This is a genomic window from Kitasatospora humi, assembly GCF_020907985.1.
Taxonomy (GTDB): domain Bacteria; phylum Actinomycetota; class Actinomycetes; order Streptomycetales; family Streptomycetaceae; genus Kitasatospora; species Kitasatospora humi.
Genome location: NZ_JAJJPA010000060.1, coordinates 15,786 through 39,211 on the forward strand (window position 1 = coordinate 15,786; position 23,426 = coordinate 39,211).

A 23,426-nucleotide genomic window follows, 5' to 3' on the forward strand; every position below is an offset into this window, starting at 1 on the left:
GGGGCAGGCGGTTGCACACCGAGCTACTCCGTCGAGCACGGCCGACATATCATCAGGCCATGACTGACCTGGCGATGGTCCAACCCGGCGGTGGAGAACGGCTGCACGCACCGACCGGGTCGTATCTGGTCCACCTCTCGGGGGCGCAGACCGGTGGTGCGCTGGCCGTGGTGGAGTACACCTTTCCGGCCGGGGCGGTGGGGGCCGCGCCGCACATCCATCGCGGTCATGCCGAGCACTTCCACGTGCTCGAGGGCGAGGTGACGTTCGACCTCCCCGGCGGTGTGAGCACGCTCGGGGCGGGCGGGACGGTGTCGGTGCCGATCGGAATGGCCCACGGATTCCGGAACACCTCGTCCGCCCCGGCCCGTTGCCTGTTCCTGCTGACACCGGCCGGGTACGAGGACTACTTCCGTGACATCCACCGCGCCATCGAGGCCGGCGAGCCGCTCGACCCCGAACGGCTCGCCGGGCTGCGGGCCGAGTACGCGACCGAGACGCTGTAGGCCCCGCGGTCCGACGCCGGCCGGGACTCCGCGGGCAGCGCCGGCCGCAGGAGGGCGGCCCGTCCGCGCCTCACTCGGCGAGGGCGCCCATCGGATCCCAGGCGGGGAGGACGATCGGCGGCTGGTCGAGGGCGGAGGCCAGCTCCGGCGGCAGCGCGGAGCGCCGGACCGCTATCTCGAAGACGTGCTCGCCGAACCACGAGTCGTTCATGGTCCAGAAGCCCTTGTCGGCCTTCTCCTCGCCCCAGCTGTTCTCCACCCGCCAGCGCCGCGGCCTCCCGTCCACCACGTCGACGCCGGTGAAGAGCATCGCGTGGGTCATCCGAGTGTCGTGGTGCAGCAGCCGGTCGGCCTTGTCCATGGTGAAGGGGGCGTCGTAGACCGCCGCGTAGTCGAAGAGCCCGGCGTCCCACACGCCGACGTCCGCGCGCATCATCTTCGCCACGTCGCAGCCGAACCACACCGGCTCACCGCCGACGACCGCGTCCATCGCCAGCCGCTTCAGCAGCTCCATCCGGGCGTTGAGATAGACCACCGGCGGGGCGTCCACGACATTGCCCAGGTACTCGACCGTGAAGGTGCGGCCGACCGGGCTCGACTCCCTCGGGTCGTGCACCAGGCAGACGTAGTCGTCCAGCGGGAGTTGCACGTAGGAGGCGGCGAACTCCGCCGGGGTGAGCCAGCCGTCCCGGTGGAACACCTTGGCCTCGTCCTGCCACTGCCAGAGGAACCGCCGCGGTGGCGTACCGAGGTGGATGCTGAGCACCCGGTGGACGGCGCCCAGCACCTCGCGCTTGAACTCCCGCTGCGCTCCGACTCCTTGGGCGGCATGCCGCCGGAGATCACGGGCGCCCTGGCGGAGCAGGGTCTTCAGGGCTCGGTTCATCGCCCGGGTCGCCGAGGAACTGTCGGTCTCGGGCATGGCCGACTTGGGCACCAGACCGTGCTTGGCGACCAGCGCCACGAACATGTTCCACTGCCCGCCGTCACCGATCGGGTCCGCCAGCAGGTGCGCCACCGTGCGGTCGTCCACATCCCGGTCCGAGGTGTCGATGACCGCCTCGAGGAAGTAGTTCGCCCGCTCGAACTTGTCCCACCAGAGCAGGTAGTTCTGGGAGAACTCGAAGTCCTTCACGCCCAGCTTCCGGGCGGCGCCGACCCGGAGCAGGTTGAGCCCCGCGAACATCCAACAGCGGCCGCTCTGCTTCTGGTTGGTGGCCTTCCAGTCGTCCAGCTGGTGGGAGACCGAGTGGTCGATGCCGGTGAGGATCCGCCGGTCCAGGGCGACATCGTCCACCGGCGACTGGGTGACCGCGTTCTGCATCAGCCGGTTCGCCGGACGATCGGAGAACTCCTTCTCGAAGAGGTCGAGTTGGTCCGGCGTCAAGCTGCCTCCCGTGGCCTGGCGGTCGCGGTCGCTTCCCTTGGTCACAGCCAGCTGCCTCCCATTCCCAGCGGGTTAAGAGCAGTGCTTCCCCACCGTCGCACGCCGTTCAGCCGGAGTCAACGGAGCCCGTCGCGGTCGGCGAACGCGGCACCGAGTCCGGCCGGGAGCCGACGACCCCAGGCACCCGGCGCGTCAATGAGGGAACATCCGGGGCGGGCGCCGGCCGGGCAGGCTGTCGCGGAACTCCTCGATGGCCGAACTGACCTGGCGCATCAGGTGGGTCTCCTCGATCCGTCGAAGGTAGAGGTTGCGGGCAGCCAGGGCTTCGACGGTCACGGTGAAGTAGAGCGTCATCAACGGGTTGACGAAGAGTTCGCTGTTCCTGGTGCGATCGGTGAAGCGGACATCGCCGAACCGGCCTTCGAGCGCGGCCGCCACGGAACCGTGGACGATGCTGGGGTGCTCGGGGAACGCGTCTCGGGCGTGCTCGACGGCGTCCAGGTAGAGCCTGCCCTCGCGAGAGTCCCGGGGGAGGGAGAAGGCGCCGAGGTAGCCTCCCGCGCGGTCCAGTGCCGCGAGGTTCTCCAGGACCAGGGTGTGACTGACGCCGTGGTAGGCATCGACACCGAACCCCAGGCACGCGACCAGCCGTTCCGGGATGCCGGGCAGTCCGGCCACGGCGGCGAGGCTGGCCATGTCCTCCTCAGGGGTGCCGAGCCCGGCCTCGTCGCCGCGCATCAGGATGTCCGTGCCGCCGTCCACCAGCAGGATCGCGTCGATTCCGAGGTGCGAGGTGAGCGCTCGGTACGCCTTCCGCAGCGGGCGTACCCCGACGGAGGCGAAGGCCCAGACGGTTTCGGGCATGCGGTGGAGGCGCAGCCAGCGAGCCAGGGTGCGCTCGGGGAAGTACCGTTCGGCGGACCGGGTGTCGGGGGTGATCCGGGCGACCTCAGGCTCCAGCCAGACCTCGGCGTCGAGGCCGTAGAGGTGGCTGAAGGACAGGTTGGCCAGGTGCACCTCCTTGCCCGCGGCGCGCAGCGCCAGCGCGATCGGCAGTCCGGCGTAGATGTCGAATCCGCCGCCGGCACCGGCGATGAGGATCCGGTCGGCTGCCTTCAGGCGGGTGAGCAGCGGCGGTTCGAAGAGCGTGGGCATCCGGGCAAGGTACCGCCGCAGCGCTGTGGCGTCACCCGCACAGCAGGGGCCGTGCCGTGCGGGGCCGGGGCGGGGGTGGGCCGGGGCGATGACGGGTCGGTGCCGCGCGGGCGCCGGGGCCGTGACCCCGGTCGGACTCATGTGTGACGGAGGTGGGTGACCCGTGGAGGTTCCATGTCGACGTGGTTGCCCTCGATGGATGGGGGCAACCGGTCGCACGTCACCGATTCCGTGGATCGTCCTGCCAATGGATGTAGCTGACGATCGATCAGTAGAGCTCGGCGCCGGGTGCGGGGCGGAAGGGGAAGGAGTACCGGGTGGACCAGTGGGCCTGTCTGCGGATGCTTGCCGTCGCCGCCCTCGCGGTGGCGGTGGCCTGGACTGCCGACCGGCTGGTGGTGTTCGCCGTGCGGCGCTTGCCGCTGCGCGGCGAGCACGCGTCGTTCTCGCTCGTCCGGCAGTGCCGGGCACCGGTGCTCGCCGCGTTCACCTCGGCCCTGTCCCTCGCGGCCGTGCCGTCCGTCGGCCTCGCCCCCGGGGCGCGCGGCAGCGTGCGGCACCTGCTGGTGCTGACGACCATCGCGAGCTGCGCCTGGCTGGCCGGCCGGCTCGTGGCGCTGGTGATCGAGACCAGCGTGCGGGTGACCGTCCGGCGCCGCGACCCCGCACGGGCGCGCCGGACCCGGACGCAGGCGGGGCTGCTGCGCCGGGTCTGCCAGGTGCTGATCGCGCTGGTGGCGCTCGGCGCGATGCTGATGACCTATCCGGAGGTGCGGGCGCTCGGCACCAGCCTGCTGGCCTCCGCCGGGCTGGTGGGCGTGGCGGCCGGGGTGGCCGCCCAGAGCACCCTCGCCAACCTGTTCGCCGGCCTCCAGCTGGCCTACAGCGACATGGCGCGGATCGGCGATGTGGTGGTGGTCTCCGGGGAGTGGGGGACGGTGGAGGAGATCACGCTGACCTATGTGGTGATCGCCACCTGGGACCAGCGGCGGATCGTCATGCCGGTCTCGTACTTCACCAGCCGGCCGTTCGAGAACTGGTCCCGCCGCGATCCCGGCATCACCGGTACCGCCCTGCTGCACCTGGACCACAGCGCGCCGGTCGACGATCTGCGCGGTGAGTTCGAGGAGTTCCTGGAGGGGAACAAGCTCTGGGACGGCCGCGGCAAGGCGTTCCAGGTGGTGGACACAACGCCGACGACCATCGTGGTGCGGGCGCTGATGACCGCCCGTGACGGCGGCGACGCCTTCGAGCTGCGCTGCCAGGTCCGGGAGCGGATGATCACCTATCTGCGCGAGCACCATCCGCAGGCGCTGCCGCGAGTCCCGGTCGGTACGGCACCCGGCGTCGGCCCGGTCGGTACGGCACCCGGCGTCGGCCCGGCCGGTACGGCACCCGGCGTCGGCCCGGCGGGGCCGGTCGATGCGGCGCCCCCGGTCGAACAGCAGGGCGCGTCCGGCGGGTCCGGCGGCCACCCCGGCGGCAGCTGAACCCCGCCCCGTCCCGCCCGCCTCGAAGGCCGGTCGCTGCCCAGCCAAGCGGTCGGCGTGCCCCGAGCGCCCCTGGTCCACCTCGACGGTTCGCGTGGCCACCACAGGGAGGGTGTGCCGTGCGGACCTGCGGCAATCGCGTCAGGGCCGCCGCCTACCGAGCCCGGACCGGCGCCAAGACCGACCGCACTGCCCATCACCCCCTTGACTGGTGACGCACATGAGAGTGACACTCGTAACCGTTCAAAGCGGTGACTCGACTGGGTCGCCGGCCGACACAGGTGAGGGGGACGGGCGATGGCAGTCAGCTACACCGGCGTGGTCACGGTGACCGGAGAAGGCCGCAACGGAGGTCAGGTCGCCGCCGACGACGGGCTTCTCACCACGTCGCTCGCCATCCCCAAGGAGCTGGGCGGGGCCGGCGGAGCCACCAATCCCGAGCAGTTGTTCGCCGCCGGCTGGGGCGCCTGCTTCCTGGGCGCCGTCCGCCGGGCCGCCGCCCAGCGCAGGGTCGCCCTGACGAGCACCGCCGTCACCGTGGAGGTGACGCTGAACGGCGGCGACGACGGAGTCTTCGGCCTCGGCGCCGTTCTCAACCTCGAACTCGGCGGCGTCGACCAGGAAACCGCCACCGAGCTGGCCGAGGCAGCGCACCAGCTCTGCCCCTACTCCAAGGCCACGCGGGGGAACATTCCGGTCACCGTCAACGCTGTCGCGGTATCGGTCTGAGAGAACCGGAGGTGGCGGACCATGGCAACGAAGCACGCACCCGCACTGGATGCCGTCGTCGAGGCCGGGCGTGAGCGCTTTCGCACGCTGCCCGAGCGCGTCCGCTTCGAGGACATGACCGAGACGAAGGACGTGTCGGCGGTCAGCGGGCCGGACGCGTACGACCCGGAGAAGGCATGGATGTTCTACTCGTGCCTCGCCCTGGACTTGGGGCTCTGACCTGACAGGCTGCCCGGGCCCCGCCGGTTTTTCCTTGCCGGCGGGGCCCGGGCAGCCCTGCGGCCGAGCGGGACGTCGCCGACATCTCCACCCTGCGCCCGGTCTGGGTGCTCCTCGGCCCGGCGCAGCTCCGCGTCGAACAGCTCGGTGAACGGCGGGGGCTGCCGAAGGGCTCCCCGGCAGGATCGGGGAATCCGGCCATCGGAGGCCCTGCGTTCGCAGAAGCGCCCGTGCGCTCCGCAGCTCGCCCCGCGCCGTGGTCAGCGCCCGGGCGGGGCCAGGTACCGTCGGCCGGGTATCTGCTCGAAGATCAGATTGGTACGGGTCTGCGCCACCGCCGGGTGGGTGGTGAGGTTGTCGACGACGAAGTCGCGCAACGCCTCGGGGCCGGCGACGCCGACGTGCAGCAGGTAGTCGTCGGAGCCCGCCATGTGGAACACCGCCAGCACGCCCGGCAGGTCGGGGGCCGTGCTGCGGAAGCTCGCGACCTGCTCGCGGGTGTGGGCCCGCAGTCGGACCGAGATCATCGCCTGGAGCGGCAGCCCGATCGCGGCGGGGTCGACCTCGGCCCGGAACCCTCGGATGATCCCGCGCTCCTGCAGCGAGCGGGTCCGGGCCAGGCAGGTCGAAGGAGCGATGCCCACCGCCTCCGCGAGGGCGTTGTTCGCCAGCCTGGCGTTGTCGGCCAGGGCGCGGATGATCGCCCGGTCGATGTCATCGATGGAAGCACCGCGGGCCTGCGGATTATTCGGCATGCTCCCCATGATCGCCGTCGCTGCCGTCGATCTGCAAACCATGTCGCCCATCAGCCGAATTTCGTTCGGCATGGCTTCCATCAATCATCGAAAGGTTCCATCCTGGGCCCGCGAGTGGCCAGCGCCGCCACCGTTCCCCGCCCGGCGGACCGGCCGGCCAGCGACCCCGGAGCATCCGTGTCCATCAGCTCGATCCCGCTCGACATCTTCGCCGCCGCGCCCGACGCCGACCCCCGGCCCGCCGCGGACCCCGGCCCCGAGCTGGACCACCGGGACTTCGAGCTTCCCGCGAGCGGCTTGGACGACGCCCGCCGACTGCAGGTCCTCGACACGGTCGACGAGTACCTGACCAGGAAGCGCCGGCACCTGGTCGGCTACCAGGCCACCCAGGACATGCAGGGCTGCGCGCTGGACCTGGCCCGCTTCATGCCGAACAACATCAACAACCTCGGCGACCCGTTCCAGAGCGGCGGGTACAAGCCGAACACCAAGGTCGTCGAGCGCGCGGTGCTCGACTACTACGCCGAGCTCTGGCACGCCAACGGCCCGCACGACCCCGCCGACCCGGAGTCGTACTGGGGCTACATGCTGTCCATGGGTTCGACCGAGGGCAACATGTACGCGCTGTGGAACGCCCGGGACTACCTGAGCGGCAAGGCGCTGATCCAGCCGCCGACACCCCCGTTCGAGGCGCTGCGCTACGTCAAGGCCAGGCCAGACCGGCACAACCCGAACGCCCACCGCCCGGTGGCCTTCTACTCCGAGGACACCCACTACTCCTTCGCCAAGGCGGTCCGGGTGCTCGGCGTCGAGACCTTCCACGCCGTCGGCTGGGAGCTGTACCCGGACGAGTGCCCGCTGGTGGACCCGGCCACCGGACGCCGCGAATGGCCCACCGAGGTGCCCTCCAGCCCCGGTCCCTCGGGCCGCTCCTGGGACGGGCCGGGCGAGATCGACGTGGACTCCCTCGCGGTGCTGGTCGAGTTCTTCGCCGCGAAGGGCCACCCGATCTTCGTCAACCTCAACCTCGGCAGCACCTTCAAGGGCGCCCATGACGATGTCCGGGCAGTCTGCGAGCGGCTGCTGCCGATCTTCGAGGAGCACGGCCTGGTCCAGCGCGAGGTGGTCTACGGCACGGACCGCCGGACCGGCGAGCCGCTGGTCGACCTGCGCCGGGGCTTCTGGATCCACGTGGACGGCGCACTCGGTGCCGGCTACGCACCGTTCATGCGGATGGCCTCCCAGGACCCGGAGGCCTACGGCTGGACCCCCGAAGTGGCGCTGCCCGAATACGACTTCGGACTCACCTTGCCCACCCGGGAGTTCGGTGACGTCGACATGGTCTCCTCGATCGCGATGAGCGGCCACAAGTGGCCCGGCGCACCGTGGCCCTGCGGCATCTACATGACGAAGGTCAAGTACCAGATCTCGCCGCCGTCCCAGCCGGAGTACATAGGCGCCCCGGACACCACCTTCGCCGGATCCCGCAACGGCTTCTCCCCGCTGGTCATTTGGGACCACCTGTCCCGGCACTCCTACCGGGACCAGGTGGACCGGATCCGGAACGCCCAGGCGCTGGCCGGCTACCTGGAGCGGCGACTGCAGGCCATGGAGCGGGAGTTGGGCGTCGAGCTCTGGCCGGCCCGCACCCCGGGCGCGGTCACCGTGCGGTTCCGCAAGCCCAGTGCGGAGCTGGTGGCGAAGTGGTCGCTGTCCTCCCAGGACGTACTGATGACCCCGGGCGACGAGTCGACCCGGCGCAGCTATGTGCACGTCTTCCTGATGCCCTCGGTCGACCGGGCCAAGCTGGACGCCCTGCTGACGGAACTCGCCGAGGACCCGGCCATCCGTGGCCTGCCCGCCCGGTCGGCCTGACGGCCCGTCGCCGGCGGCGTGAGGGGCCGGGCTTCGGAAGCGGCGGTTGCGGGAATCCGTCCGGAGGCGGTGCCACGCCGAACGGCGGCCCGCCACCCCCAAGTCCGTTGCACCGTGAGGAGATCAGCCCGTGCATTCACCTCGCGCCATGCTCAGATCGTCCCTGCTGGCCGGCTTCTGTGCCGGGATCGCCGCACTCGCCTGCACGGCGAGCCCCGCACAGGCCGCTCCAGCGCCCACTCCCGTCACGGCAGTCGCCGCCCCGCCCAGTGCAGTTGCCGCTCCGGCCAGGGCAGTTGCCGCCCCGGCCGGCGCAGTCGCTGTCGCGACTTACACCACCAGCACGCCGACCGACATCTCCGGATCCTGCGCCGGGCAGAACGCCGAGACCATCGAGGCCACCGATCCGGCCGCGAACGCCGTTTACCAGGAGTGGATGGGCTGCAAGGGCATCGGAGTCGCGGTCTCGCTGGACGGCGGCGCCACCTTCGGCACGCCGGTCACCCTGCCGGGCAGCGTCGGGCAGAAGGGCGCCCGCTCCTGGGACCCGGCGATCACCGTCGCCCCCAACGGCACCGTGTACGCGGCGTTCATGGTCTCCCGCGCCGGCCAGAGCCATCCGGTCATCGACGTCAGCACCGACCACGGCGCCGACTTCGGCACCGCCGGTGCGATCACCCCGCCGGACTCGAACAACTGGGGTGACCGGGACTTCATCGCCGCCGGCCCGGACGGCACGCTCTACCTGACCTGGGACTACGGGCCGAGCGCGGCAGCGGTGACCTTCATCTGCGCGTCCAACGGCAGTTGCGCCTTCGCCACCGGCGACGTCAACGCGGTGATGCAGAAGTCCACCGACGGCGGCCGGACTTGGAGCGCGATGTCGCACATCAGCCCCGGCTACCCCGACAGCGGCGGCGACAGCGCGCCGATCGTGGTCGAGCCGGACGGCTCGCTCGACGTGGTCTACCAGGGCTACACGGTCACCAACGTGCCGACCGACGACCTGACCGTCGCCTACACCTACGCGTCGCGCTCCACCGACGGCGGCGCCAACTGGTCGCAGCCGGTGCGGATCGGACCGGGCGCCGGCTCCATGAACAACAGCGAGTGGTGGATCGACGGCAGCGAAGCCCTCGGCCCGGACGGCACCTTGTACGCCACCTGGGACACCCAGGGCACCAACAGCGACACGGGCTGGCTCTCCTACTCCCAGGACCACGGCGCCACCTGGTCCACGCCGGTCCAGGCGCCGCCGGACACCCTGAACGTGCCGCACGTCATGCAGGTCGTCGCCGGGCCGCCCGGTATCGCCTACGTGGGCTGGCTGGCCTCCAGCGACCCGCGCGGCTACGCCCAGTACCTGCGCACCTTCTCCACCACCCACGGCTGGCTCTCCGCACCGGCTCAGATCTCGCAGGCCTTCGGCGCCACCGGCGTCTGGCCCGGCGACACCTTCGGCTTCGCCTCCCTCTCGCCCACCCGCCTGGCCCTCGCCTGGGGCAGCGCGGTGGCACCCAACGCCGGCACCGACGACATCTGGGCCGCCACCGCGGATGTGACCCTCCCGTAGCACGCCGCCCCGGCAACCGCGCGGCGGCCGTCCGATGGACCGGCCGCCCGCGTCGCGCGCCGCACGGTCACCGGATGGGCCTGGCCACCTCGGCGCCGCGAGGACCAAGCCCGAGGGCGGGGCTATCCGACCCGTCGAACGAACCGTGACCGGCCCCCGACTGTTGGGCACCCGTTCACCGGGGCTAGTGCTGCCCCGCAGAAGTTCGTGGAGGGGTGTTGGGTCGGGCCGCGTATTCATCGGTGAGGATGGTGCAGGTGCAATAGTCGCCTGTGCATGGGGTGCCGGTCTCGGCGCCGTAGGGGCCGAGACCGGCCATGAGGTGGAGTACCTCCGCACGCTCCGGCGTTCCGAGAACGGGGAGCGTTGCAGAGGGTGGCAACTGCTGCCAGACGGCCGGATCATCGTCCACGTCACCGATGACCTGTGCGTCAATGAACAAGGTGTAGAGGGGATGCTCGGGAAAGTCGTTGAGTCGCAGGACCCACCAGCGTCCTTCGACCCTGGCCGCGTAGCAGAAGACACCTGTGCCGGTGTCGCGCCACGTGGCCTCCGGGGGCAGCGCGGGGAGAGGAATCATGCCCGCGTCGTCCGGGCTGCAGTGTCAGACAGGGACCGACCGGTGGGGTCGCCCAAGTACAAAGCGCATGCGCAGTCGAGGGCCTCGTCGGGGGAACCGGCTGGCAGTCCGCTGGGCAGGATGTTGTCCTTGTAGCTGTCGCTGCTGGCGAGGTAGAGGGCGAAGCCCCAGGTGTGCAGTACGCCGGTGAAGCGCAGGCGGCACAGCGGCAGGCTCTCCCCGCCGGGCAATTCGGCTGCTACGTAGGCGAATCCGGCTCGGAAGCGGACCGTGACGGCGTTCACGTGCGGCCAGCGTTCACGGGCGTGGTTGTTCAGGCGCTGGCGCAGGTGGTGCTGCATTGATTCCGGCGGGTTCTTCGGCACGGGCCCATCCTGCCGGGTGTGGCGTCGGGCCGCCATGATCGTCGGCTGTGTGTGATGGCCAACGGGTGGGGACGGCGGTTGCGGTGGTGCTCGATCGACAGGTTCGCGAGCGGCTGGTGCGGACGGTGGCCTCGACGAAGTCCCAGGTGCGGGCGGTATTGCGGGCCCGGATCGTGCTCGCGGCGGCGGACGGGCTCGCCAACGGCGCGATCGCCCGGGACCTGGAGGTCAGTGTGAACACGGTGCGCAAGTGGCGAGGGCGGTTCGCTGCCCTGGGGCTAGAGGGTTTGTGGGACGCCGAGCGATCCGGGCGGCCGAAGACCTACGGGCCCGAAGTGCGTATGGCGATCGTGGCCACCGCGACGAGCGCGCCACCGCATCCGGAGTCGACCTGGTCGCACCGGGCCATCGCCAAGCGGGTGGCCGGCACGTGCTTCGCGCCGGTCTCCGCCTCCCAGGTCGGCCGTATTCTGGCTGGCCTGGACCTGAAGCCGCACAAGGTCCGCGGCTGGCTCACCCGGCGGGAGACCCCCGACTTCTGGCAGCGGGCTTCCCAGGTGTGCGCCCTCTACCTCGATCCGCCCGAGGGGGCGGTGGTGCTCTCGATCGACGAGAAGACCGCGATCGCCGCCCGCTCGCGCCGCCATCCAGGGCGTCCCGCGCGTCCCGGTGAACCTGCCCGGCAGGAGTTCGAGTACCGGCGCCACGGCACCGCCTCCCTCGTCGCGGCCCTCGATGTCCGCACCGGCGAGGTGCTCACCGAGGTGATCATCCGCAACGACGCGGTGACCTTCACCGCCTTCCTGGACCGACTCGACCGGGCGATCGCCCCCGGCAAGGAGATCCACGTCGTTCTCGACAACGGCTCCTCCCACACCGCCAAACACACCAAGACCTGGCTGGCCGCGCACCCGCGATGGCACGTCCGGTGGACCCCACCGCACGCCTCCTGGCTCAACCAGGTCGAGCTGTTCTTCTCCGCCCTGACCCGCCGGGTCCTGCGACACGGCGACTTCGCCAGCCGCGACGACCTCATCGAGAAGCTGGAGGCGTACACGATCAGGCACAACGAGACCACCAAGCCCTACCGGTGGACCTACGAGGGCACCCCGCTCAAGGCAGCCTGATCAACACCCCTCCACGGACTTCTCCGCGCAGGATTAGCATGTCGCCGTGCCGAATGATGATCTGAGGATCCGTCCCGCCTGCGAGTCGGACGGCCCGGCGTTGATCGCGCTCGACCGGGCTGGCTGGTCCTGGCTGAGCGACGTCATGCCGCAGCGGGCCGAGGACGCGTCGATGTTCGATGAGCGGCACGGGGCAGAGCACTTCCTGGTGGCAGAACTCGCCAGCCGTGTAGTTGGCTACATCCGCCAGGTCCCGCCGACCCCGCTCGCCAGCAACCAGCACGTCCGGCAGATCCAGGGGCTGCAGGTCTCCACCGACGTACGCGGCCGCGGGGTCGGGCAGGCCCTGGTCGAGGCCGCGTGCGTGGCCGCCCGTGCCCAAGGCGCCCGCCGGATGTCACTGCGCGTGCTCGGCCATAACATCCCGGCGCGGCGGCTGTACGAGCGGTGCGGGTTCCAGGTAGAGGGCGTGCTGCCGGAGGAGTTCCTGCTGGACGGCGCATACGTGGACGATGTCCTGATGGGCCGTCGGCTGGCCGACTGACCCTCCAGCGTCGGCACCGGCTTTTACCTAGATCGCGCCAGGCACAACCACCTGCGGACGCCCCTCCACGAACTTCTGCGGGGCAGCACTAGCCTGCAGCACGAACGAACGGCAACGAGGTCGGGGGTGGCTCTGGTGCAGGACGACTACGAGCGTGGAGACGGCTCCACCTACCGGGCGCCGCAGGCCTGTCCGCTCTGCGCGGGCGAGCTGCGGCCGGTGCAGGTGCTCTCCGCCAACCAGGTGGGCGGCCTGATGGTCAAGGTCCACGTGGTCGGCAGGATGTTCGCCCGCAAGACCTACGTCGAGGCCCTCGCCTGCCGCGGCTGCGGCCACCTGCTGAGCTTCATGTCCAACCCCGAGATCATGGACGAGCCCCCGGCCAAGATCCGCTGGAGCCGCGGCCAGTAGCCGGGCCGCGCCGATCATCACCAGGGCCAGACCGACAGCCGCCGCCGGGGTCAACGCTCGGGCGGAACCGGTCAGTTGCGGCAGGATCAGGCCGGTCACCGCCGGCAGTTCCAGCACGGCGACGGCCCGGAGGCGGGGAGCAGGAACGGGCGCGGCACCAATTCCGCGGCCATTGCCAGTGTGCGCCGTGCGGCTAGGGCTGTCGCGAAAGTTGATCTCGCTTGCGAGATGATCTTGCCGGGGGTCAATCGCCTCGAGCGCCACCGGGCCGTGGCGGCCAGGTACGACGAGCTCGCTGTCCGCTACGAGGCGACAGCGCTGGTCGCGTCATCAACGAGTAGTTGTGACCAGCACCTTCGCCGCCGAGCCTAGTCCCACACCACGGACCACACAGTCGCACCCTGCGGCACCTCCGGCACGTCGTGGTAGACATCCACCAGCTCTGGGATCACACCGCTGGCTTCGAAACCCTCGATCCACGCAGCACGGACACTCTCGTCCGCCGTGGTGCAGATGGCGACGGCCTCCCCGGCAAGTTCCCCCATCTCCAACGTCTCTGGGTGCAGTTGCACCCGGACCCACGCAACGTCCTCGCGCCCCTCGATGGCGCGGAGGCGCTCGGCCAGTTCCGCGAGAGCGGGCCGCCGATAGCCCCACTGGTTCGGCGCGATGCATCCTTCGTCGTCGTTGCCGTCGAAGAACTCGTCCAGAGTGAGCAACGGCATCACGCCTTCGTCACCAGCACGGTTGGTCACTTGCTCGGCGGAGATCATGACCATGGATCCTTGCACGACGGAGTGACAGTCCACATGCCCGGATCGCTCGACGAGCGGGCGAAGTGATCAAGACCAGCACTTTCGCAACAGGCCTGGCCTAGGTATCGAACCCCACGTGCACGTGGTCGTGGTGGGTATTGTCGGAGAAGAACTGGTTCGGCGTGGTGCCGCCGGTCAACTGGCGTGGTCCGCCGACGTTGTAGGAGCCGGCCGCCGCGGCGGCACGCATGAAGCCGTCTACCAGGTCGTGCGGGGTGCCGGGGTCGACCACGGGCATGCCGTTGATCCGCCAGACGTCGAAGGCGCGGCCCAGCGGGTGGTCGCTGGGACGGGTGGTGCCGAACACATCGATCGGATGGCCCGAGCGGACCACGCTGATGCTCAAGGTGTACGCCTGGGCCAGCGTCAGCATGGCCTGCAGCGCACTGTCGTGCACCTGGCCGCTGCGAACGTCGGCGAGGGCGGCAGGCGGGAGTTCGATGCGCGGGGAGCCGAGCACCGCCCGCGCCGCCGGCGAGAGCGAGCCGGCCGCCGGGCCGGGGTCGGCCGGGTGCAGCGCGGTGACCGTCCAGCGCGGGCTGGCCGCGCTGAGGCGCACGTCGACCGTGGTGCCCCCGGCGCCCTGCGGCGTCCACTGGTCGCAGACCACCAGCACGCTCGCGGAGTCGGTGAGCAGGCCGCCGTACTGCGCGTAGATCACCTGGAGTGCTGCTTGATCGGCGGTTGACAGCAGCGGCCCGGCCTGGTCGACCAGGTTCGGGTCGAGTCCGCCGAGTGCGGCGACCCGGGCCCGTGCCGGAGCCGTGCCGGAGCCACCGGGCGGCCAGTTGCCGATCGCCTCGATCAACTGGGCGGCCCGCAACTTGACGTCGGGTTGGAGCTCACCGGGCCCCGGACGCCAGGGAGAGGTCGTCGGCAGCGCCGTGCCGCTCGGGGCAGGCGATGGCGCAGGCGAAGTGGCCGGGCTCCCGGACGGACCGGAGGAGCGCGAGGTCCCCGCCGGGTGACCGCCCCCGCCGCACCCGGCGAGGGCACCGACCGCCGCCGTCACGAGCACTCGTCGAGTCACCGCCACCGCGGCGTTCCAGCAGTCATACCCCACTCTCTTCCGGGCCGCCGTCCGCCGCGTGCGCACCGCGCCGGACGGCCCCGGCCAGGGGCACTCCGTCGGCTCACAGTCCCAGCGAGGACAGCGCGGTGGTCCAGTCCGTGGCGATGGCGTTCTGCGCGTCGGCAAGCGTGACGCTGCCTGCGCAGACCGCCTGCTTCAGCTTGTTCTCCACGGTGTCCTTACTGTACGAGGTGCCGCCACTGCCCGTCGAGTAGTGCGGCTCCGGCCAGAGGTTCTGCGGGTCGGTCGGGGAGCCGCCCAGCTCCAGCGGATAAGAAGTGGTCCTCCTCGTAGTCCGACATGCTGGTGTCGGTGTAGCCGTAGGCGATGATTCCCTGGGCCTTGAGGCGGTTGGTGTAGGTCGTCGACGGCCGGATGGTGGCGGTCCAACCGGAGACGCATATCGTGGAATCTATGGTGTCCTGGGTGACGTCCGGGTTGAGTGCCCCCGGCGTGCAGTCGGGATCGGGCAGCGGGAGGTAGTCCTGCGAGCAGACGGCCGCCGTGGCGTGGGGGAGGACGGCGGCGTGTGCGGCGGGGGCGAGCACGAGAGCGCCGCTGGCGAGCGTGACAGCCAGGGCGGTACCGCCGGTCGCGAGCCGTCGGTGAAGTGAACGCATCGAAGCTCCAAGGGAGTTGACCCGGTTCTTGGGGTCGCCGGGTGCGATGCGTCCATGACAGCAGTGCGGCGGTGCCGCCCGAAGGGGGAAGTCGGTGAACTGTTGGTTACGCGCGTAGCGTTGCCTTCGCGATTTGGTTGCGCGCGTAGCGCAAGCCCCCTGACGGCGGATCAGTCAGTCGTCAGGGGGAGCCTCTGGTGAGGTGAGAGGTGGGAGGTAGGAGGTGGGGATGGGAGGCGGCGGCGCCGGGCCGCGGGCGGCCGCTCAGCTCGCCAGGTGCCGCTCCAGCGACTCCATCTTGCGGGTCAGGCCATCGGTCACGCCGGCCCGGTCATCGATCTTGATCACCGTGCTCACCCGGCCGGCGAACGGCTTGACCGCCTCGACGGCCTCCTTGATCACGGCCATCACCTCGTCCCAGTCGCCCTCGAGCGAGGTGAACATGGCGTCGGTGTGGTTGGGCAGGCCGCTGGCGCGGACCACCTTGACGGCCGCCGCGACGGCTTCGGCGACATCCTCACCGGCCCCGAGCGGGGTGACACTGAATGCGGCGATCATGCTTGCCCTCTCCTGACTGACTGTCGGCTCGACCGACTCGTGGCCGGATGCTCCGCATGCTGCCACACCCGACGACCCGTCAGCCGCGCTGGACACGGCGGCACGGCCGTGCCGTCAGCCCCCGTAGATGCCGCGGCACAGCTGCGCCTGATCCGAGTTCGGCGTCAACTGGCCGTACTGCTCACCCAGTGCGCACAACCCGGTCCCGCCGGCGGTCGGCGCGGGGGGTGCCTCCGGCTGCCCCGGGGGATGCAGGCCGGGGGAGGGCTCGGGCCTGGTCGCGCGACCGGACTGCGGCAGGCGCGGACGCGGGTGCGGGGCGCTCGGAGCCGAGGCCGGGGCCGCCGCAGTGGCCCGGGCGGAGCCGGCCGACGCAGGGCCGACGGCGGCGGAACCGGCCGGTGCAGAGCCGGCGGCGGAGCCGGGGCTCGGCGGTAGGGCCATCGAGCCGCGCTCCACCAGGGCGCCGGGACCGGGCGCCGACGAACCGGGCGACGACGGGGTCGGGGTGGCACTGCCCATGTTGACCAGCGGGCCCGGGTGCTCGACAGCGCAGCCGGTGACCGTGACCGTTGCCGAGAGGGCGAGACCGGCCAGCGCGGTGACGGTGTTTCGGTGGTCCATGGATGGTCCAACGAGTCACCCGGGCCGAAGGCGACGCCTGGTCAACGCCGGAGAGCCGCGCTCACCCTCCGGCGGTCGGTTGAGCGCCCCGCTCGCCCCCGGCAGTGCGTCGGGGGCGAGCCATGCTCGCCGGAGCCGGGTCGTCGGCTCAGAGCCGGGGGATGATCTCGCTGCCGTAGGCGTCGATGGTCGGCTCGATCGCGTCGTGCATCGCATAGACGGCGAACTGGTCCACGCCCAGCTCGCGCAGCCGGTTCAGCCTGGCCAACTGCGCCTCGACCGGGCCGAGCAGGCAGAACCGGTCCACGATCTCGTCGGGCACGAAGGCGGTGTCGGGATTGTCGGCCCGACCGTGGTGCGAGTAGTCGTACCCCTGGCGGTCCTTGATGTAGTCGGTCAGCGCCTCCGGCACCAGTTCGGAGTGCTCGCCGTAGTGCCGGACCAGGTCGGCCACGTGGTTGCCGACCATGCCGCCGAACCACCGGCACTGCTCCCTGGCGTGCGCGAGCGCGGCGGGGGAGTCGTCCGCGGTGACGTAGGCGGGTGCCGCCACGCAGATGGTGACGGAGTCTGGGTCCCGGCGGGCGTCGGCGGCGGCCCGGCGGACCGCCTTGATCATGTACTCGGTCAGGAACGGGTCGGCCAACTGGAGGATGTAGCCGTCCGCTTGGTGCCCGGCGAGGGTCAGGGCCTTGGGGCCGTAGGCGGCCATCCAGATCGGCAGCCGACCGTTGCTCACCCAGGGCAGCCGGAGTTCGGTGCCGTCCAGCTCGACGGTGCGGCCCTCGGCGAGCTCCTTGATGGCCCGCATCGCCTCGCTCAGCCGCGCCAGGGTGGCCGGCCGGCGCCCGGCCACCCGCATCGCGGAGTCGCCGCGGCCGATCCCGCAGACCGTGCGGTTACCGAACATCTCGTTCAGGGTGGCGAACGTCGAGGCGGTCACCTCCCAGCTCCGGGTGGACGGGTTGGTGACCATCGGGCCGACCGTCAACCGCTCGGTCAGCGCCAGGATCTGGCTGTGGATCACAAATGGTTCCTGCCAGAGCACGGCGGAGTCGAAGGTCCAGCCGTGGCTGAACCCGACCGCCTCCGCGCGGCGCATCCGTTCCACCACCAGCCGCGCGGGCGGGTCGGTCTGGAGCACGAGCCCGATGTCCATCGGCAACCACCGTTCATGAGAGGGGAGTCGGAGGGAACCCCGGGGGAAGAACGCCGGGTCGGGAACCCCGGGTCGAGAACCCCGGGTCGGGCGAACCCCGGGTCGAGGACCCGCGGGGGCCCGGCAAAGGGTCAGAGGTACTGGCAGGTCCCGCGGCGCAGGAACTGCCCGTGCCCGGCACGCCCGAGCCACCGGCCGTCGTCCAGCACCACCGTCCCCCGGGACAGCACGGTGCGCACCGCGCCGCGGATCCGCTGTCCCTCGTACGCCGAGTAGTCCACGTTCATGTGGTGCGTGGCCGCGGAGAGCGTCTGCTCGGCCCCGGGGTCGTAGACCACCACGTCGGCGTCGGCCCCGGGGGCGATGGTGCCCTTGCGCGGATAGAGCCCGAACATCCGCGCCGGCGCGGCGCAGGCGATCTCGATCCAGCGGCGCCGGGAGATCCGGCCGTCCACCACGGCCTGGTGCAGCAGGTCCATCCGGTTCTCCACCCCGGGCAGCCCGTTGGGGATCTTGGAGAAGTCGTCCCGGCCGAGCTCCTTCTGCCCGACGAAGCAGAACGGGCAGTGATCGGTGGAGACCACCTGGAGGTCGTCGGTGCGCAGCCGCTTCCACAGCTCCGCCTGGTGCTCGCGCGGTCGCAGCGGGGTGGAGCAGACGTACTTGGCGCCCTCGAAGTCGGGCTCGGCCAGCTTGTCGACGGAGAGGAAGAGGTACTGCGGGCAGGTCTCGCCGAAGACCGGCAGGCCCTGGTCGCGGGCGGCGGCCAGCTCGGCCGCCGCCGAGGCCGCCGAGACGTGCACCACGTAGAGCGGCGCACCGGCCACCTGGGAGAGCTTGATCGCCCGGTGGGTGGCCTCGGTCTCCAGCAACTCCCGGCGCACCTCGCCGTGGTACATCGGATCGGTGCGTCCGGCGGCCAGCGCCTGCGCGACCAGGACGTCGATGGCGATGCCGTTCTCGGCGTGCATCATGATCAGCGAACCGCTCCGGGCAGCCCGCTGCATGGCCCGCAGGATCTGCCCGTCGTCGCTGTAGAAGACGCCGGGGTAGGCCATGAAGAGCTTGAAGGAGGTGGCCTCGCCGGAGTCGGTGAGCTGGTCCATCTCCTTGAGCACCGCGTCGTTGACGTCCGAGACGATGGTGTGGAAGGCGTAGTCGATGGCGCAGTTGCCCTCGGCCTTGGCATGCCAGGCGTCCAGGCCGGCCCGCAGCGAGCCGCCCCTGGGCTGCACCGCGAAGTCCACGATGGTGGTGGTGCCGCCCCAGGCGGCGGCCCGGGTGCCGGTTTCGAAGGTGTCCGAGGCCTGGGTGCCGCCGAACGGCAGCTCCATGTGGGTGTGCGCGTCCACCCCGCCCGGAATGACGTAGCGGCCGGTCGCGTCGATCACGGTGTCGGCCTGCCAGCCGGACGCCGCGGCGCTGCCGGTCGCGGCGAGCGCCACGATCGTCTGATCCTCGATCAGCACCTCGGCCCGCAGCTCGTCGGCGGCCGTGATGACCAGGCCATTGGTGATGTGGACCCGGGTCATGCCCCTGCCCTCCGCAGTGCTTCGATCAGTAGGTCGGCACCCTCGCGGGCCTCCGCGTCGGTCAGGCTCAGCGGCGGGGCGATCCGCAGTGCGTCGCCGGACCGGCCGCCCTTGCCGATCAGCAGTCCCAACTCTCGGGCGTGCTCGAGGGTCGCGGTGGCCGCGGCGGCGTCCCGCAGCGCGACGCCGATCATCAGGCCCCGGCCGCGCACCGCGCGCACCACGGGCAACTCGGCCGACTCCAGCGCCGAGCGCAACAGCGCCCCGGTGCGCCGGGCGTTCCCCTGGAGGTCGTGGGCGAGCAGGTGGCGCAGGTTCGCGAGCGCGGCCGCACAGGTGATCGGGCTGCCGCCGAAGGTGGAGATGGAGTTGGCGTCCAGGCAGTCCATCACCTCGGCCCGGGCCACCACACCACCCATCGACATGCCGTTGGCGATGCCCTTGGCGAAGGTGAGGACGTCCGGCGGGCCGGACCGCGCGTGCGCCTGCCAGCCCCAGAAGTGGTCGCCCGTGCGGCCCCAGCCGGTCTGCACCTCGTCGCTGATCCACAGGATGCCGTGCCGGTCCAGCACCTCCTTGAAGGCGGCCAGCAGTCCGTCCGGCCCGTGGGTGAAGCCGCCGACCCCCTGGATCGGCTCGGCGATCAGCGCGGCCACCGTGCCCTCCGCCTGACCGAGCATGTCCTCCAGGTCCTCGACGCAGGCGGTGATGAACTCGGCGTCGGACAGCCGGGCGTACGGCCCGCTGTCGCGCACCCCGCCGTGCACGTAGAGCGTCTGCAGCGGGGAGAGGGCGGTCGGCGACCAAGATGTGTTGCCGGTGATGCCGATGGTGGAGAACGAGCGGCCGTGGTAGCTGTTGCGCAGCGCCAGTAGCTGGTTGGACCGCCGGTACGTGGTGGCGAGCAGCAGCGCCGCGTCGTTGGCCTCGGTGCCGGAGGTCGTGAAGAACACCTTGGCGTCCGGAATGCCGGAGAGTTCCGCGATCTGCTCGGCCAACTCCACCATGGGGGACGAGAGGTAGAGCGTGGAGGTGTGCAGGATCCGGCCGGCCTGGTCGGCGACGGCCCTGGTGACCTCGGGTAGCGCGTGCGCGGTCATGGTGGTGAGGATGCCGCCGAAGAAGTCCAGGTAGCGGTTGCCCTCGGCGTCCCAGACGTGGCGGCCCTCGCCGTGGGTCAGCTCGATCGGCTCCCGGTAGTAGGTCGCGAGCCAGGCGGGGAGGACGGTGCGGTGGCGCTTGCGCAGCGCCGCGGAACCTCCGCCGTCCTGGTGGCTCCGGTGCTGGTAGGTGGTCACTGCCGCCCCCTCAGGCCTCGCTCAATGTGCCGTACGCTTCCGGCCGCCGGTCGCGGTAGAACGCCCACTGCTGCCTGACCTGCTCGATCACACCGAGATCGAGGTCGCGGACCAGCAGTTCCTCCTCCTTGTCGGAGGCCGCCTCGCCGACCAACCGGCCGCGCGGGTCGACGAAGTACGAGGTGCCGTAGAAGTCGTTGTCGCCGTACTCCTCGGTGCCGACCCGGTTGATCGCCGCGACGAAGTACTCGTTGGCCACGGCGGCGGCAGGTTGCTCCAGCTGCCAGAGGTAGGCGGACAGGCTGCGGCTGGTGGCGGACGGGTTGTAGACGATCTGCGCGCCGGCCAGGCCGAGGGCCCGCCAACCCTCCGGGAAGTGACGGTCGTAGCAGATGTAGACGCCCACCTTGCCGACGGCGGTGTCGAAGACCGGCCAGCCGAGGTTGCCGGGCTTGAAGTAGTACTTCTCCCAGAAGCCCTTGACCTGCGGGATGTGGTGCTTCCGGTACTTGCCCAGGAAGCGGCCGTCGGCGTCGATCACCGCGGCGGTGTTGTAGTAGATGCCGGGCTGCTCCACCTCGTAGACCGGCACCACCATCACCAGGCCGAGCTCGGCCGCCAGCGCGGACATCCGGCGGACGGTCGGGCCGTCCGGCACCGGCTCGGCCCAGCCGTAGTGCTCCGGCTCCTGCACCTGGCAGAAGTACGGCGAGTTGAAGACCTCCTGGAAGCCGATGATCCGTGCCCCCCGCGCTGCCGCCTCGCGGGCGTACCGCTCATGGAGGTCGAGCATCGAGGCCTGGTCACCGGTCCAGCGGGCCTGGACCAGCGCGGCGCGGACGATCCGGGTGGGCGAGGACTGCGGTGCTTGCGACGGTGACTGTGACGGCGACTGCGACATGGGAACCGCTCCTGGTGGCTGGTGAGGCGCAGGTGACTGACAGGCCCCCGGTCAACCCGGCGAACGGGTGACGGGGCGGGCGGTTGGTATCCCTGATTGCTCCCCGTGCGGAGGGTGACCGAATCCCGACAGTCTGTCAGGGGAAGTCGCGAACCCGATGGAACCGCTGACACTCCGCCGGTCGCGTCGGATGACGGGGAGCGCATGAGGCGTACCGGGCAGGTCGACCGGACGGCGGTCGGCCGCACGTCATTTCGTCGACGGGGCCGAGGTGTCCTGCTTGCGCTCCGGCCCGCCCCCGCAGGCCGCGGGCATCGAGGGATGGCGGCCGATCATCACCACGCCGGCCACCATCGCCAGGAGCCCCAGCACCTCCCAGGTGATCGCCGCGGGCGTCACCCGCAGCCGGTCGCCGAGGAAGCCCACCGCACAGGCGATGCCGGCCAGCGGTTGGGCACAGGTCAGCGCCGGGAGCGACATCCGCAGTGGTGCCGCCTCGAAGGCGCTCTGCACCAGCAGCAGGCCGAAGACGCCGAGGGCGACCACCGCGTACGGTTGCCAGCGGTGCAGGACGGAGACCACCCCGCCGCTGCCGGCGAGGTTCGCGGTGGCCCGGGTCAGCGCGTCCTGCAGTCCGTACAGCAGCCCGGCCGCCAGCGCCAGGATGGTCGCCTCCTCGAACAGCGGCAGCCGACGGGCCAGCGACACCAGGAGCAGCGCCAGCCCGGCGACGATGCCGACGACCAGCCAGTGCTGCAGTTCGTCGGCCGTCGGCCCGCCGCGGCGCGGGTCGCCGGCCAGGATGAAGGCGGTCACTCCCACGCCGAGCAGCAGCACCCCGCCCCACCCGGAGCGGCCCAGCCGCTGTCGGGAGATCAGGCTGGCCAGCGCCATCGCGAAGACCAGGTTGCTGGTCAGCAGCGGCTCCACCAGGGAGACCTCGCCCCGGCCGAGGGCCAGTGCGCTGAGCACCAGGCCGACGATCATGATGGCGATGCCGACCAGCCACTCCGGCATCCGGCACAGGTCGAGCAGCAGCCGCCAGCGCAGCAGGTCGGCACGCGGGGCGCGCTGCGCCGCGTGCTGTTGCAGCACAAAACCGAGGCCCAGGCAGCAGGCAGCGCCGACCGCCAGCAGGAACACCGCCACTCAGGATCACCCTGTAGTCCGTGTGGCCCGACCGCCCCCACGGTCTTGGCCGAGTTGCCCGCCAGCGTACCTCCGGCGCGTTGGCAGCGGGCCGACTCCGCCTGAGCCCGCGCGTGTCGGTGGCCGGTGCACGGGCGGCGGACGCGGGGCCGGCCAAGCGCTTGCTCAGGCTCGGCACGGCGCGGGCGTGCCCAGCCTTGTTCAGGCTCGGCAGGGCGCGGGCGTCGGTGTTCCGGTGGGGCCGGCGCCGCCGGGGCAACCGATACTGGACAGCAGGAACCCCGCTTCCTTTCGGAGGCAGCGATGATCGTGCGGATCTGGGAGGCGCAGGTCGCGCCCAAGATGGTCGCCGAGTTCTGTGCCGTGCTGCAGGCCGAGGTGATGCCCCAACTGGTCGGGCTCGACGGCTGCCTGGGCGGGGAACTGCTGCGGTCGCTGCCGGACAGCACTCATCGGGTGCTGGTGGTCACCCGTTGGCGCGACGAGGAGGCGCTGCGCGGCTACGCGGGGCCGGCGTGGGCGGTGCGGCCGGTCTGGTCGGAGAGCGAACTCGGCTATCTGGAGCATCCGCCGGAGGTGTCCCACTTCACCGTGCTGACCAGCCAGTGAGGGCAGGTGCAGCCGGCGGCGGGCAGAAGTCGTCGCGGGGACGACGGCGAGTGCCGGCGCAAGGGCGAGGGAACGGTGAGCGACGGCCGACCGCCGAGTGATCCTGGTGGCCGGCGTCGCGCCGGACACCCATACGAGCCGACCGGTGCGGCATCGCGGGCCGTGGTCGCGATCGCCGCCGGGCTGCCCGGGACCCCGGGCAGCCCGGCGGCAACCGAGTCCCGGAGGGGCCCGGCGAACGGGCCCGGTCGCTGCCGTCAGCACGCCGACGGCCGAACGACTCTTCGGCGCAGGCCGCGTCCTTGGCGCAGAATTCTTCGGGCAGACCGCAAAGACATCTTTGCAAACAATCCTTTGCGGTCTAGCGTGACCC

At 71.2% G+C, this 23,426-nt stretch carries 25 protein-coding genes and 1 pseudogene; 10 read left to right on the forward strand and 16 right to left on the reverse strand.

Annotated elements, in window-relative coordinates:
- Nucleotides 1-59: 59 nt before the first annotated feature.
- Nucleotides 60-506: a cupin domain-containing protein gene (locus tag LN042_RS32430; RefSeq protein ID WP_230055020.1), complete on the forward strand. Its 447-nt coding sequence runs from the start codon at nucleotides 60-62 to the stop codon at nucleotides 504-506.
- A 70-nt stretch (nucleotides 507-576) separates the two neighbouring features.
- On the opposite strand, the gene LN042_RS32435 is transcribed toward LN042_RS32430, so the two are convergent.
- Complete coding sequence (locus LN042_RS32435) at nucleotides 577-1,938, reverse strand: C1 family peptidase (protein WP_230055021.1); 1,362 nt, start codon at nucleotides 1,936-1,938, stop codon at nucleotides 577-579.
- A gap of 147 nt (nucleotides 1,939-2,085) precedes the next feature.
- Entirely contained in the window at nucleotides 2,086-3,048 is a 963-nt protein-coding gene (locus tag LN042_RS32440; RefSeq protein ID WP_230055022.1) for a DUF1152 domain-containing protein, read from the reverse strand.
- A gap of 317 nt (nucleotides 3,049-3,365) precedes the next feature.
- Here LN042_RS32440 and LN042_RS32445 point away from each other — a divergent pair, with 317 nt between their 5' ends.
- The 3 genes from LN042_RS32445 (at nucleotide 3,366) to LN042_RS32455 (ending at nucleotide 5,486) form a co-directional block, all read left to right on the forward strand.
- Nucleotides 3,366-4,538 carry a mechanosensitive ion channel family protein gene (locus LN042_RS32445; protein ID WP_230055023.1) on the forward strand — a complete coding sequence of 391 codons (1,173 nt, stop codon included), beginning with the start codon at nucleotides 3,366-3,368 and terminating at the stop codon, nucleotides 4,536-4,538.
- Nucleotides 4,539-4,835: 297 nt separating this feature from the next.
- A complete protein-coding gene (locus LN042_RS32450; protein ID WP_230055024.1) occupies nucleotides 4,836-5,267 on the forward strand; it encodes an Ohr family peroxiredoxin in 432 nt (143 codons plus the stop codon).
- 21 nt (nucleotides 5,268-5,288) lie between these two features.
- Nucleotides 5,289-5,486, forward strand: coding sequence for a hypothetical protein (locus LN042_RS32455; protein ID WP_230055025.1), 198 nt, complete (start codon nucleotides 5,289-5,291; stop codon nucleotides 5,484-5,486).
- A gap of 260 nt (nucleotides 5,487-5,746) precedes the next feature.
- Here LN042_RS32455 and LN042_RS32460 read toward each other — a convergent pair whose 3' ends face one another.
- Nucleotides 5,747-6,241 carry an Lrp/AsnC family transcriptional regulator gene (locus tag LN042_RS32460; protein WP_230055026.1) on the reverse strand — a complete coding sequence of 165 codons (495 nt, stop codon included), beginning with the start codon at nucleotides 6,239-6,241 and terminating at the stop codon, nucleotides 5,747-5,749.
- Between the two features lie 177 nt (nucleotides 6,242-6,418).
- On the opposite strand from LN042_RS32460, the gene LN042_RS32465 reads away from it, so the two are divergent.
- Nucleotides 6,419-8,116: a PLP-dependent aminotransferase family protein gene (locus LN042_RS32465; RefSeq protein WP_230055027.1), complete on the forward strand. Its 1,698-nt coding sequence runs from the start codon at nucleotides 6,419-6,421 to the stop codon at nucleotides 8,114-8,116.
- A 148-nt stretch (nucleotides 8,117-8,264) separates the two neighbouring features.
- Nucleotides 8,265-9,689 carry a sialidase family protein gene (locus tag LN042_RS32470; protein ID WP_230055028.1) on the forward strand — a complete coding sequence of 475 codons (1,425 nt, stop codon included), beginning with the start codon at nucleotides 8,265-8,267 and terminating at the stop codon, nucleotides 9,687-9,689.
- Between the two features lie 184 nt (nucleotides 9,690-9,873).
- Here the strand turns inward: LN042_RS32470 and LN042_RS32475 are convergent, their stop codons facing one another.
- Both LN042_RS32475 and LN042_RS32480 read right to left on the reverse strand, forming a co-directional pair.
- Nucleotides 9,874-10,269: a hypothetical protein gene (locus tag LN042_RS32475; RefSeq protein ID WP_230055029.1), complete on the reverse strand. Its 396-nt coding sequence runs from the start codon at nucleotides 10,267-10,269 to the stop codon at nucleotides 9,874-9,876.
- Nucleotides 10,266-10,634 (reverse strand): hypothetical protein, encoded by a 369-nt coding sequence (locus LN042_RS32480; RefSeq protein ID WP_230055030.1) that lies wholly within the window; start codon nucleotides 10,632-10,634, stop codon nucleotides 10,266-10,268. Before LN042_RS32480 ends, LN042_RS32475 begins: the two co-directional genes overlap by 4 nt.
- 86 nt (nucleotides 10,635-10,720) lie before the next feature.
- Here LN042_RS32480 and LN042_RS32485 point away from each other — a divergent pair, with 86 nt between their 5' ends.
- The 3 genes from LN042_RS32485 to LN042_RS32495 all read left to right on the forward strand — a co-directional run bounded on the left by LN042_RS32485 (nucleotide 10,721) and on the right by LN042_RS32495 (nucleotide 12,716).
- Nucleotides 10,721-11,761 (forward strand): IS630 family transposase, encoded by a 1,041-nt coding sequence (locus LN042_RS32485; RefSeq protein WP_230055031.1) that lies wholly within the window; start codon nucleotides 10,721-10,723, stop codon nucleotides 11,759-11,761.
- A gap of 46 nt (nucleotides 11,762-11,807) precedes the next feature.
- Nucleotides 11,808-12,305, forward strand: coding sequence for a GNAT family N-acetyltransferase (locus tag LN042_RS32490; RefSeq protein WP_230055032.1), 498 nt, complete (start codon nucleotides 11,808-11,810; stop codon nucleotides 12,303-12,305).
- A 126-nt stretch (nucleotides 12,306-12,431) separates the two neighbouring features.
- Nucleotides 12,432-12,716, forward strand: a complete 285-nt coding sequence (locus LN042_RS32495) for a hypothetical protein (protein WP_230055044.1) — start codon at nucleotides 12,432-12,434, stop codon at nucleotides 12,714-12,716.
- 12 nt (nucleotides 12,717-12,728) lie between these two features.
- On the opposite strand, the pseudogene LN042_RS37880 reads toward LN042_RS32495, so the two are convergent.
- From LN042_RS37880 to LN042_RS32550, 11 genes and pseudogenes are all read right to left on the reverse strand, one after another.
- A pseudogene (locus LN042_RS37880) lies at nucleotides 12,729-12,980 on the reverse strand (DoxX family protein); the annotation flags it as partial.
- Nucleotides 12,981-13,084: 104 nt separating this feature from the next.
- On the reverse strand, nucleotides 13,085-13,489 hold the full coding sequence (locus tag LN042_RS32505; protein ID WP_230055033.1) for a YfbO family protein: 405 nt from the start codon (nucleotides 13,487-13,489) through the stop codon (nucleotides 13,085-13,087).
- Nucleotides 13,490-13,589: 100 nt separating this feature from the next.
- Nucleotides 13,590-14,339, reverse strand: a complete 750-nt coding sequence (locus tag LN042_RS32510; protein WP_230055034.1) for a hypothetical protein — start codon at nucleotides 14,337-14,339, stop codon at nucleotides 13,590-13,592.
- A 443-nt stretch (nucleotides 14,340-14,782) separates the two neighbouring features.
- Nucleotides 14,783-15,223: a hypothetical protein gene (locus tag LN042_RS32515; protein ID WP_230055035.1), complete on the reverse strand. Its 441-nt coding sequence runs from the start codon at nucleotides 15,221-15,223 to the stop codon at nucleotides 14,783-14,785.
- Between the two features lie 264 nt (nucleotides 15,224-15,487).
- Nucleotides 15,488-15,781 carry an MTH1187 family thiamine-binding protein gene (locus LN042_RS32520; RefSeq protein ID WP_230055036.1) on the reverse strand — a complete coding sequence of 98 codons (294 nt, stop codon included), beginning with the start codon at nucleotides 15,779-15,781 and terminating at the stop codon, nucleotides 15,488-15,490.
- A gap of 114 nt (nucleotides 15,782-15,895) precedes the next feature.
- A complete protein-coding gene (locus tag LN042_RS32525) occupies nucleotides 15,896-16,405 on the reverse strand; it encodes a hypothetical protein (protein WP_230055037.1) in 510 nt (169 codons plus the stop codon).
- A 148-nt stretch (nucleotides 16,406-16,553) separates the two neighbouring features.
- A complete protein-coding gene (locus tag LN042_RS32530; protein WP_230055038.1) occupies nucleotides 16,554-17,564 on the reverse strand; it encodes a TIGR03842 family LLM class F420-dependent oxidoreductase in 1,011 nt (336 codons plus the stop codon).
- A 131-nt stretch (nucleotides 17,565-17,695) separates the two neighbouring features.
- Nucleotides 17,696-19,096, reverse strand: coding sequence for a dihydropyrimidinase (gene hydA, locus LN042_RS32535; protein ID WP_230055039.1), 1,401 nt, complete (start codon nucleotides 19,094-19,096; stop codon nucleotides 17,696-17,698).
- A complete protein-coding gene (locus tag LN042_RS32540) occupies nucleotides 19,093-20,394 on the reverse strand; it encodes an aspartate aminotransferase family protein (RefSeq protein ID WP_230055040.1) in 1,302 nt (433 codons plus the stop codon). The genes hydA and LN042_RS32540 overlap by 4 nt, the downstream gene beginning before the upstream one ends.
- Before the next feature lie 10 nt (nucleotides 20,395-20,404).
- On the reverse strand, nucleotides 20,405-21,295 hold the full coding sequence (locus tag LN042_RS32545; protein WP_230055041.1) for a nitrilase-related carbon-nitrogen hydrolase: 891 nt from the start codon (nucleotides 21,293-21,295) through the stop codon (nucleotides 20,405-20,407).
- Between the two features lie 249 nt (nucleotides 21,296-21,544).
- Nucleotides 21,545-22,444 (reverse strand): DMT family transporter, encoded by a 900-nt coding sequence (locus LN042_RS32550; protein WP_230055042.1) that lies wholly within the window; start codon nucleotides 22,442-22,444, stop codon nucleotides 21,545-21,547.
- A 303-nt stretch (nucleotides 22,445-22,747) separates the two neighbouring features.
- On the opposite strand from LN042_RS32550, the gene LN042_RS32555 reads away from it, so the two are divergent.
- Nucleotides 22,748-23,053 (forward strand): antibiotic biosynthesis monooxygenase family protein, encoded by a 306-nt coding sequence (locus tag LN042_RS32555; protein ID WP_230055043.1) that lies wholly within the window; start codon nucleotides 22,748-22,750, stop codon nucleotides 23,051-23,053.
- Nucleotides 23,054-23,426 lie beyond the last annotated feature (373 nt).